General features: G+C 65.7%; 11 protein-coding genes. 5 read left to right on the forward strand and 6 right to left on the reverse strand.

Going from position 1 to position 8,877, the window contains the following annotated elements; all coding sequences use genetic code 11:
- Positions 1-56 precede the first annotated feature (56 nt).
- Positions 57-275, forward strand: coding sequence for a ribbon-helix-helix protein, CopG family (locus ACFWUR_RS08530; RefSeq protein ID WP_378903962.1), 219 nt, complete (start codon positions 57-59; stop codon positions 273-275).
- Positions 272-616 (forward strand): type II toxin-antitoxin system PemK/MazF family toxin, encoded by a 345-nt coding sequence (locus ACFWUR_RS08535; RefSeq protein WP_378904191.1) that lies wholly within the window; start codon positions 272-274, stop codon positions 614-616. The genes ACFWUR_RS08530 and ACFWUR_RS08535 overlap by 4 nt, the downstream gene beginning before the upstream one ends.
- A 6-nt stretch (positions 617-622) precedes the next feature.
- Here the strand turns inward: ACFWUR_RS08535 and dtd are convergent, their stop codons facing one another.
- Positions 623-1,066: a D-aminoacyl-tRNA deacylase gene (gene dtd, locus ACFWUR_RS08540; RefSeq protein WP_378903965.1), complete on the reverse strand. Its 444-nt coding sequence runs from the start codon at positions 1,064-1,066 to the stop codon at positions 623-625.
- 139 nt (positions 1,067-1,205) lie between these two features.
- The gene (locus ACFWUR_RS08545; RefSeq protein ID WP_378903968.1) at positions 1,206-2,705 is read right to left on the reverse strand and encodes a hypothetical protein; all 1,500 of its coding nucleotides are present in this window, start codon (positions 2,703-2,705) and stop codon (positions 1,206-1,208) included.
- Positions 2,706-2,962: 257 nt separating this feature from the next.
- On the opposite strand from ACFWUR_RS08545, the gene ACFWUR_RS08550 reads away from it, so the two are divergent.
- The 3 genes from ACFWUR_RS08550 (at position 2,963) to ACFWUR_RS08560 (ending at position 6,092) form a co-directional block, all read left to right on the forward strand.
- Entirely contained in the window at positions 2,963-4,867 is a 1,905-nt protein-coding gene (locus ACFWUR_RS08550) for a hypothetical protein (RefSeq protein WP_378903971.1), read from the forward strand.
- Positions 4,864-5,658, forward strand: a complete 795-nt coding sequence (locus ACFWUR_RS08555; protein ID WP_378903974.1) for an ESX secretion-associated protein EspG — start codon at positions 4,864-4,866, stop codon at positions 5,656-5,658. Before ACFWUR_RS08550 ends, ACFWUR_RS08555 begins: the two co-directional genes overlap by 4 nt.
- 116 nt (positions 5,659-5,774) lie before the next feature.
- Positions 5,775-6,092: a hypothetical protein gene (locus tag ACFWUR_RS08560; protein WP_378903977.1), complete on the forward strand. Its 318-nt coding sequence runs from the start codon at positions 5,775-5,777 to the stop codon at positions 6,090-6,092.
- Positions 6,093-6,134: 42 nt separating this feature from the next.
- Here the strand turns inward: ACFWUR_RS08560 and ACFWUR_RS08565 are convergent, their stop codons facing one another.
- From ACFWUR_RS08565 to ACFWUR_RS08580, 4 genes are read right to left on the reverse strand one after another with little or no spacing between them, the layout of a single operon-like run.
- On the reverse strand, positions 6,135-6,578 hold the full coding sequence (locus ACFWUR_RS08565; RefSeq protein ID WP_378903980.1) for a hypothetical protein: 444 nt from the start codon (positions 6,576-6,578) through the stop codon (positions 6,135-6,137).
- Positions 6,575-7,060, reverse strand: coding sequence for a DUF6301 family protein (locus ACFWUR_RS08570; protein ID WP_378903983.1), 486 nt, complete (start codon positions 7,058-7,060; stop codon positions 6,575-6,577). The genes ACFWUR_RS08565 and ACFWUR_RS08570 overlap by 4 nt, the downstream gene beginning before the upstream one ends.
- Positions 7,057-8,196 (reverse strand): hypothetical protein, encoded by a 1,140-nt coding sequence (locus ACFWUR_RS08575; protein WP_378903986.1) that lies wholly within the window; start codon positions 8,194-8,196, stop codon positions 7,057-7,059. The genes ACFWUR_RS08570 and ACFWUR_RS08575 overlap by 4 nt, the downstream gene beginning before the upstream one ends.
- Before the next feature lie 28 nt (positions 8,197-8,224).
- Positions 8,225-8,608, reverse strand: a complete 384-nt coding sequence (locus ACFWUR_RS08580; protein WP_378903989.1) for a hypothetical protein — start codon at positions 8,606-8,608, stop codon at positions 8,225-8,227.
- Between the last annotated feature and the right edge of the window lie 269 nt (positions 8,609-8,877).

Consider the following 8,877-nt stretch of genomic DNA (forward strand, 5'->3'; position numbering starts at 1 on the left):
TGGTCGGCGTCTCGCGCGGGTGCTACCGGGGTTCCTACCCTGGTAGCATTAGCGGTATGAAGCTCAGCGTGAGCCTTTCGGAGGAAGATCTGCAGGTGCTCGACCAGGAAGTCTGCCGGTCGGGCTTGCCTGGGCGTTCGGCAGCCATCCAGCGGGCGATCGCGTTGCTGCGCGCACATGCGCTCGAAGATGCTTACGAGTCCGCATGGGAAGAGTGGGATGCGGCGGGCGAGGAAGCGACGTGGTCGGAGACCCTCGCTGACGGCCTCTCCTGATGCGCCGCGGCGATATCGTGCTTGTCAGTTTCGATCCGGTTCGCGTGAACGAAGTCAACAAGGTTCGTCCTGCCGTGGTAGTCAGCAATGACGGCGCGAATCGGCGGGCAGACCAGTTGGGCCGCGGCGTGATCACAGTGGTGCCCGTTACCAGCAACGTCGATCAGGTGTACCCGTTCCAGGTCCTGCTCGACGATGTCGGATTGCGCGTGGTGTCGAAAGCGCAGGCAGAGCAGGTCCGATCGGTGTCGGTCGATCGGGTCGGCCGAGTCGTCGGGCGGTTGACCGCCACGCTCGCCGCGGATCTTGATCGCGCGCTTCGGCTGCACCTGAATCTGTAAGCGTGGTCAGCCTTCGAGGAGAACTGTCACCGGGCCGTCGTTGGTGAGGTCGATCTGCATGTGGGCGCCGAATCTGCCGGTGGCGACGGTGGCGCCCAGTTCGCGCAGGGCTTCGGCGAAGGTGTCGACCAGGGGCTCGGCTACCGAGCCGGGAGCGGCGGCGTTCCAGGAGGGGCGGCGGCCCTTGGCGGTGTTGGCGTACAGGGTGAACTGGCTGACGACCAGGATCGGGGCGTCGAGGTCGGCGGCGGAGCGTTCGCCGTCGAGGATCCGCAGGCGGTATGCCTTGTCGGCCAGGGCTTTCGCGATGGCTTCGGTGTCGGTGTGGGTGGCTCCGACGAAGGCGAGCAGGCCGTGGGGGACACCGGTGGCCGCCGGGTCGATGCGTCCGACGACTTGATCGTCGACGCTCACCTGGGCACTGGTCACACGCTGCAGCAGTACTCGCACAGTCACCGATCATGCCGGTCGCCCGCGCTGGACGGCATTCCGGGTCGACTCGTTCCGCCCACTGGTAGCGGGACACGCGTCGCGCCTGGCAGAAGAACCGCTGCATCCGGTGGGGAGACAGCGGCTTTCGCGGTGACGGTCAGTTCTTGCCGAAGAAGAGGATATTCGGGCCGTAGTCGGTGAGCGGGGCCTTCTCCGCGGCCTGGCGGATGCCCGCGCCGGGGAGTTCGGTGACCTTGGCGAACATCTCGGCGTTGCCGAAGGCGGCTCTGACCTGGGTTTCGGAGGCGTAGTCGGCGCCGTAGTCGGCCAGCGTCGCGAAATCCAGGGGGGCCAGCGGGGTCTCCAGCGGCGCCTGCCCGGCCGGTCTGCCGAGCGCGGCGTACTGGGTGGCGACGCCGTTGTCGTAGAGGCACAGTTCGTAGGAGATCTTCTCGATCGTGGCGACGGTCAGTACCGGCCACTTAGCCGAAAGAGCAACGGCGAGTGGGTGCTTGCCGAGCGCGCCGATCTCCCAGTTGAGGCTCTTCACCGAAATCCAGCTGCCGGAAGACTTTTCCACCAGCACGACATCGGCACCGAGCTGCGTGTCGAGGTTGGTCTTGGGTTCTTTGACGCCCCAGTGCTTCTCGTGCACGCCGGCGAACCTGCCCGCGTCCACCGGCTCGGCCCCGCCCTGGGCGAACGCGGCGACGATCGCGGCCCGCACCTGCTCGAGCCCGTCCGGCGCCGAACAACGCACGGCGATCGCACCGTAGGTCGCCGAGATCTCCACCGGCCGCGACGGCGGCTCCGGCATCGCTCCTGCCGCAAGGGGTTTGAGGCCGACCAGCGCCAATCGCCAGTTGATCTCGTCGATCGTGGCCAGGTCGCCACCCGACTGGTACAGGATCTGCTGCTGGGTCAGCCGCCCCGCGCGTTCGAGGGTGTGCGCGCCCAGCTTCACCACCGCCTGCGTGGTCTTGACTGTGAGATCGAGTTCCTCGACCCGAGTTTCGCGCAGTTTTGCGGTACTCGCCGGCGTGGTCACCTCGGAATACAGCGCGCGATAGCTCGCGATGGCTTGCTTGCGCGACCGACCGACCATCAAGGTGCGCAGCAAGGTGCTCAGGCTCGCCAGATACTTGCCGGGCTGCTCGGACGTGCGCGCGTACATCCCCGCCCGAATCCGCACCGCCGACTCGCTCGCCGCCACCGCCGCGTCGTGATCGAGCCGCATCAACCACACGCCACATTTGGACAGTCCGTCGGCGCACATGGCCGACACATCGGGATAGTCCTGCGCGACCTGTCGATACGCCGAGCAGGCGCTGCGAATGGTGTTGGTCGCGAGCTGTCGATGCCCGACCAAGCGCGTCGCCTGCTCGAACAGTCGCAACGCGTCCTGCAACGCACCCGCGTACTCATAGGAGACGAACCCCTCGACCAACCAGTGCAGACGGATCGCCACCGCCTCCTGGGCGGGCTCCAACGCCTCGGCGGTGCGATCGCGACCCGATGGGTCATCCCGGGTGGCGAGCAGGCCCTGGGCGAGTTCGGTGAGGGAACCGGCCAGGCGCAGGTAGTCGGTGGAGTGCTGGCTGCGGGTGTTGGCGCGATTGGCCGCGACGCGCCGTTCGAGGTCGCTCAGGTCGGTCATGAGCGGTTCCATCGCGACGTCAATCCTGGGCCTCATCCATCGTTCGATCACGGCTGCTGCGCGGCCGCTGGTGGTTGTTCGAGTTTGTCACAGATCGACGGGGGCTGCGTGATCGTCGGCGGAACCCGGATGTTCATCCAGGTACAGGATCGGTGTTTCCGTGTCGCTGTGCATATTTCGCCTAGCTCACTAGAATGCGAGGCGATCGAGCCGACAGCGCGAGGGTCGTCGGTGGGGTGCTGCGAGGAGCGGTTGGCGTGGGCGATTCTCCCTTCGAGGGGTTGGCGGGCAAGGCGAAGGTCAAGGTCGAGACGGGAGCCGCGCTCGAGGCCGCGAAGGCGTGCAGTCAGGCGATCGAGGTGTTCAAGGGTTGTCAGAATCTGTTCCGCGACCACGATCTCAACAACTACGACGAGTCCAAGCTGGGCGGCAGCCAGGTCGACGCCGGGCCGCCGTTGCGGACCAAGTTCATCACCGAGGCCACCCAGGCCAAGGACCTGCTCGGGCGCTATATCGACTCGCTCGAAGACCTTGTCTCCATGTTCAAGGCCGCGGGCGAGTCGTACACCGAGACCGACAAGGGCTCGGGCGACAACATCGCCGCGCTCAAGGGTGATCTGAAGAATGTGAATTCCTCGCCCGGCGCCAAGGATATGAAGGGGGAGGTCTCCCAGGCAGGCGGCTATTACCCTGCCCACTGGGAAGTCGATGTCAAGGTGCGGCAGGGCACCGGCATGGAAATCAAGATGGAGAAGCACAACTACGACATCGAGACCGCGAACGTGCCCAAGCACGTGGGCACCGCGACGGCGGAATCGGGCGGCGTGCGGATACCTGTCCGCGCCGCGGACAATATGTCCTGGCGCGATATGTACGACCTCGGTCAGCGAATCTCCTGGCAGGAGGTGGCCAACGACGCACCGATCTGGGAGGCGATGGCCCACGCCGTGCACGGCGCCGCCTACAACCTCGAGCAGAAACTCGGTGAGATCACCGGCGACCGGTGGGAGAGTCAGGGCGGCGAGGCCGCTTTGGCCGCGATCACCACCTTCGGCAAGTCGGCGATGGTGGCCAGTGATTCCTTCACGATGATGCAGCGGAATCTCGAGTACACGGCGAACTGGCTGTACGCGACCAAGGTGTCGATGCCGATCGAGACCGAGGACAAGTGCGATGACGATCTGCAGGAGAATCGTGATCGATATGAGCGCCACTACGTCACCGGAGTGACGAACACCGAGAAGCTGTTCCCGGCCGCAGCGGAGCCTGCTGCGCCGAAGGGGCCGGTGACACCACCTGCGAACAACAACAACAATAACAACAACAACAATGCTGGAAATAACAACAACGGTGGCACCGGGAATTCCGGAGGTAGCGGGAATTCTGGAGGTAGCGGCAATTCCGGAGGCGGCAGCCAGCAGGCAGTGGCGCCCGACGTGGCCAAGCAGCAGGCCGCCCAGCAAGCCGCCCAGCAGGCGGCGGCGGCGCTCCAACAGAACGGCACCAACGGTTCGCAGCAGGGCGCGAACGGCCAGACGTCCGGCGCGCCGGGATCGTCCGGATCGACCGGATCGACGGGGTCGACAGGCTCCTCGACGGGGTCGAGTGGCTCCGGCTCGGGCGATATGTCCAGCATCCTGTCCTCGGTGATGTCGGCGGTCACCTCCGCGGTCTCCTCGCTCACCCAGGCACTGCCGTCGCTCGCCACCGCGTTGCAGCAGGTATCCGCCGACACCAGCGCGACCGGCGCCACGCCGGGCCTGCCCGATTTCACCCAGCTCGGCAACCTGTTCGGGCAATTCCCCGACCTGGCCGAACTGCTGTCGCAGTCGCCGGAGATCAACCAGTTGATCGCGGACAACCCCGCCCTCTCGCCGCTGGCGGAGTTGCTCGGTATCGACACCGCGACCACGGACGTCGACGGGGCGAGCGTGCCAGGGGAGAGCGCCGAGACACCGGAGGCTGACGCGTTCCCGCGAGCGTCACTGCCCGACTTCTCCGATCTGTCGGGCTTGGGCGAGGTCGTCACCCCGCTCACCGGTCTGCTCGCCGAGTCGTTGGCGACCGAGGCGCCTGCCCGGATCATCGAAGACCCGGTCGAGTCCGTGGAAGTCGGCAGCACCGACTCGCTCGCGCACGCGCGGCCGGAGGCGCGGGCGTGACACAGAAGTGGGAACTCACCGATATCGAATTCCGGGTGTTGTGGCAGCGATTCGTCGGCACCGATCTGCCGCGCCCGTTGACTTTCCAAGCCAGGACGCGCCTGCACGAGGACTACGAGCAGGAGAAGTACCAGGTCTGGCAGCGGCTGCAGCACAGCGTCGACCCGACGCTTCGTTCGGTCTTCGATGTCTTGGAGCGTCCGGAAGTGTATGTGCGGCTGCGAGGTTGGCGCGACCGGGCGCGTGACGACGCCGAGCAATGGCTCAAGGCCAGGGCGGCCAGGGCCGGCGCCAACGGCTATCTGATCTACCAGCTTCCGGGCGAAACCCCTACGCACAGTGGTGGTTACACGGTGCTCGACATCGGGCCCTACGGTCTGGCCGACGCCATCGTCGACCTGATGCCGGATACCGGTGCCGGCGTCGGCGGGATGATCCCGCTCTCCACCGACGCCGACACCGGCGACGAGTACGGGCAGCGATCCTCGATGTTCTTCGAAGCAGCCGACACCTCGATCGTCGAGCGCAGCACCGAGTTCTTCGACCGTCCCGCCGATCGCACCGGCACCATCAATATCCTGCAGAATCAGTCGATGTTCGGCTCACGCGGCATGCATCGCGACATCGTGGTGTGGCGCGACCTACCCGACGACGGGCGCTACGGCATCGAGCTGCCCAGCGAGAACCCCATCGCTATACCGATGTCACGGTCGGACCTGACCGAGAAGATCAATGCTTCCATCGAGCGCATGATGTCGCGCGTGGAATCTCACTGGGAGGCAAGCGCTTAGGAACCTCGCCGTTCACAGCGGGGTCATCCGCGGTTCGCACCGACGTGGGAGGCTGTTGCGCACGCACATGAGTTGTGATGTGCTCGACGGGCACCACTTGTGGAGGGATGGGCGCGATGACATTCGAATACGACGCCGACGACTTTCGGACCGCGGCAGGCAAGTCGCGCAACGTCGGCAACCAACTCACCGGCATCATCAACACGCTGAACGCCTCGCTCAACGGCCGCGGAAACGTCTGGGGCAACGACAAACTCGGTCAGAGCTTCAACGACGGCCCCGGCGGCAACGACGGCTACGACTCCTCGTGGACCAACACCAGCGACAACGTCAAGACCATGGCCAAGTCCATGGGCGACTTCGCCGACGGCCAGACCGAGAGCGCCGATTACATCGACAAGATGGAAAAAGGCAACCGCGACGGCCTGACGTAGCCGCTCCCAGCTCGCCGACCTGGGTGGGGGTCGGGGTGTCCGTCAACGGGCGTCGGGGATTCCGAGGCCGGGCAGATGCAAGTTGTCGCCGGACTTCTCGACCCAGCCCTGATAGGACAACGCCGCCGGGGCAGTGATGCCGAAGCCGTCGCGCAGGCCCGTGACAGTGATCGCCGCGATGCGCCGATAGTGGTCGGAGCCGACAGGTGAAGCGAATTCGGCCCACCAGTTGCCGCAGTGATCCTGGTCGGGTCGGCGCCAGCCCGCTCGGGTGATGGCTTGCCAACCCGCGTCGTCGGGGCGTGATGTGGAGTCGAGCCATTCGTTGCCGGTGAGTTCGGCCAGGACCGCTTCGCCGGTCTTGCGGAACTGCGCGAAGCGACGAGATCCGGACGGCGCTGCTTCGCCGATCACCAGGACCGCGGTGTCGGGCACGGCGCCGAGTTCGTCGGCCAGTACGCGGGCGAAGTGTGCCCAGTCGGTCATAGCAGGCCCTGGTTGTCGAGTTCCAGGTTGCGGTCGTCGGCGGCGAGACGCGCGTTGGTGACCAGATGTAGCCAGATCGAGGCAGCGGAGAGAACGAGTACGACAGTGGTATCGGCGCCCGCCCACCGATATTGGGGGGTCGGTGCTTTGACACGTGCGGTCGGCGCACCGAGTTTCGTGCCGATCGCCTGGGCGATATCGGTGAAAGCTGTCTTCACTTCCGGCTTTTCGCCGGCCTCGGCGTAGTCGGTGAGCTGCAGTTCGATGCGGGTCACTTCGCCGTTCTTGGCCTGGATGGTGCCGCTGTCAGGGCCGAACCCGATGTCGAGCATGATCCGGCGCGGGCGGCTGGAGACGGTGTGCCAGCCGAATTGTTCGACGATCGCGGGTGCGTCGTCCATGTTCCACGACCAGTCAAGGGCATACAGCTTGCCTGCGAGCTCGGCTGCCTGGTCGGTCGGCATTGTCCGCCAATCGCTCATTCGCTTGCCTTCCCTGTGTGATGGTTCGGTGTGCCGGTGTGCGGGTTCAGGATCAACAGCCCTTCCATCGGCCCCGCGAGTGCGCCTTCCTCGTCCCACCGACGACGCAGGAGCAGAGTGCTCCCAGCGTCGTAGCAATCTTCTCGGCTGATTCTGCCGTCGGGATAGAACTCGTACCAGCACCCGACCGGTCCGGTCGCACTGTTGACCCCTGTGCGGAACTGGTGTCCGTCGCGGTACTCGAGGTATAGGCCGTCGGGGTAGCCGTCGCGAAAGTCCTGGACGCTGAGAAGTGTGTCGTCCGAATGATGTTCGAGTACGCCGGTGAACGGCTGGCCCTCGTGGAGGTGGGGCGTGGTTCGATCGAGGGCGGTGTCGGATCGCAGATGCGCGGCGGGCCGGTCGGGCGTATCGGCAGCCACGACTGATTCGCCGGAATCGGTCCAGGACTGCTTCAGGATCTGACGACCCCCGCCGGAGAACACGTTCTGCTGTGCGAGGGTTCCGTTGTGATGCCAATGCAGCCACAGCCCGATCGGCTGGTTGTGAGCGGTCGTGCCTGCGTATTGGCGTGCGCCGTCACCGTGCCAGGCGAGGTCGGGGCCGTGGGAGTAGCCGTCGGCGAACCACTCCAGGGCAACGACCGGCCCGCCCTCGTAGAAGTACTCGACTGTTTGGCCGGTGAAGGGTCGGCCTTCGAACAGCAAGCGACCGTCGCCATGGTGTTCGGACAGGGCGGGATTCGTCCGCTCGACGGCGCCGTCCATCACCGGTTTCGCGATCGCGGCCGCGTCGAAATCGTCGGTCAGGGTGCCTGCTTCGTCCCACCGCTTTCGATGACGCAGATTGCCGGCGAAGTCGAATGTGTCGTGCTGGACGAGTCGGCCGTTCTCGTTCCAGTATTCCCAGTCGAGTACACGGCGGCCGTGGTCGTAGGTGCCGGAGTACTTTTTGGTGTCGTCCGGGTGCCAGCCGTCTGCTTGCCCGTGGAGGTAGCCGTCGACGTAGGTCAGGGATTCGATCTCGGTCTGGTCGGGAAGCAGCGTTGACACCTGTCCGCTGAAGGGCATTCCGTTGTAGTAGGCGCGCCCGTCGTCCACGGTCAGGTCGGGATCACTGCTGTCGATGAAGAGCACGGGACTGTTCCTTCCGGTTGAACCGCACTCAGAAGTACGACAGGAACGCCGCGTCGAAGTCGGGGTCGCGGGTGTCGAACTGCTGGGGGACGTAGTCGAAGGAGCGCACTCGTTCGACGAACTCGGCGGGCAGGGTGAGGGGCTGTTCGGCGAGGTACTTCAGCGAGTCCTCGCGCCAGATCCAGACGCCGTCGGAGTACAGGGAGGGGCCGCCCTCGATGTCGACGTCTTTGGTGAACAGGTCCGGGGATTCGCCCATGACGTCGAAGATGGCGCGGACCTTGCGCATGTAGTCCAGAATCTGGCCGCGGTCGCCCTCGACGGTGCCGGTGGGTGCGTCGAATACCGAGGGCAGTTCGTCGTGCCCGCGCTCGTACATCTCGCGGTACATCGCCACCGGCTTCAATTCCATTGCGTGCGTCCCGTTCTCGATTCCTGGAGTCTGTGCCGGACTTCCGTGCTCGTCGGCGCGGGTGCCCGCCTCGCGCCTGCACTTCGGCGCGCCGCCGACCCCGATCCTTCGCCCGGACCGGCTGGTCGTCAAGTCGCCCACGCGGGCAGGTCGGGGTGGGCTGCGTGGGCTCCGTTCCAGCCGTCTGGCGTTCATTCCGTCGTCACCGCGGCTTCGCCGGTGCCTGACACTGTTGTTGCGGCGGCGAACGAGTTGTGGTGTGCTCGACC

It is taken from the genome of Nocardia sp. NPDC058633 (genome assembly GCF_042717045.1).
Classification (GTDB): Bacteria; Actinomycetota; Actinomycetes; order Mycobacteriales; family Mycobacteriaceae; genus Nocardia.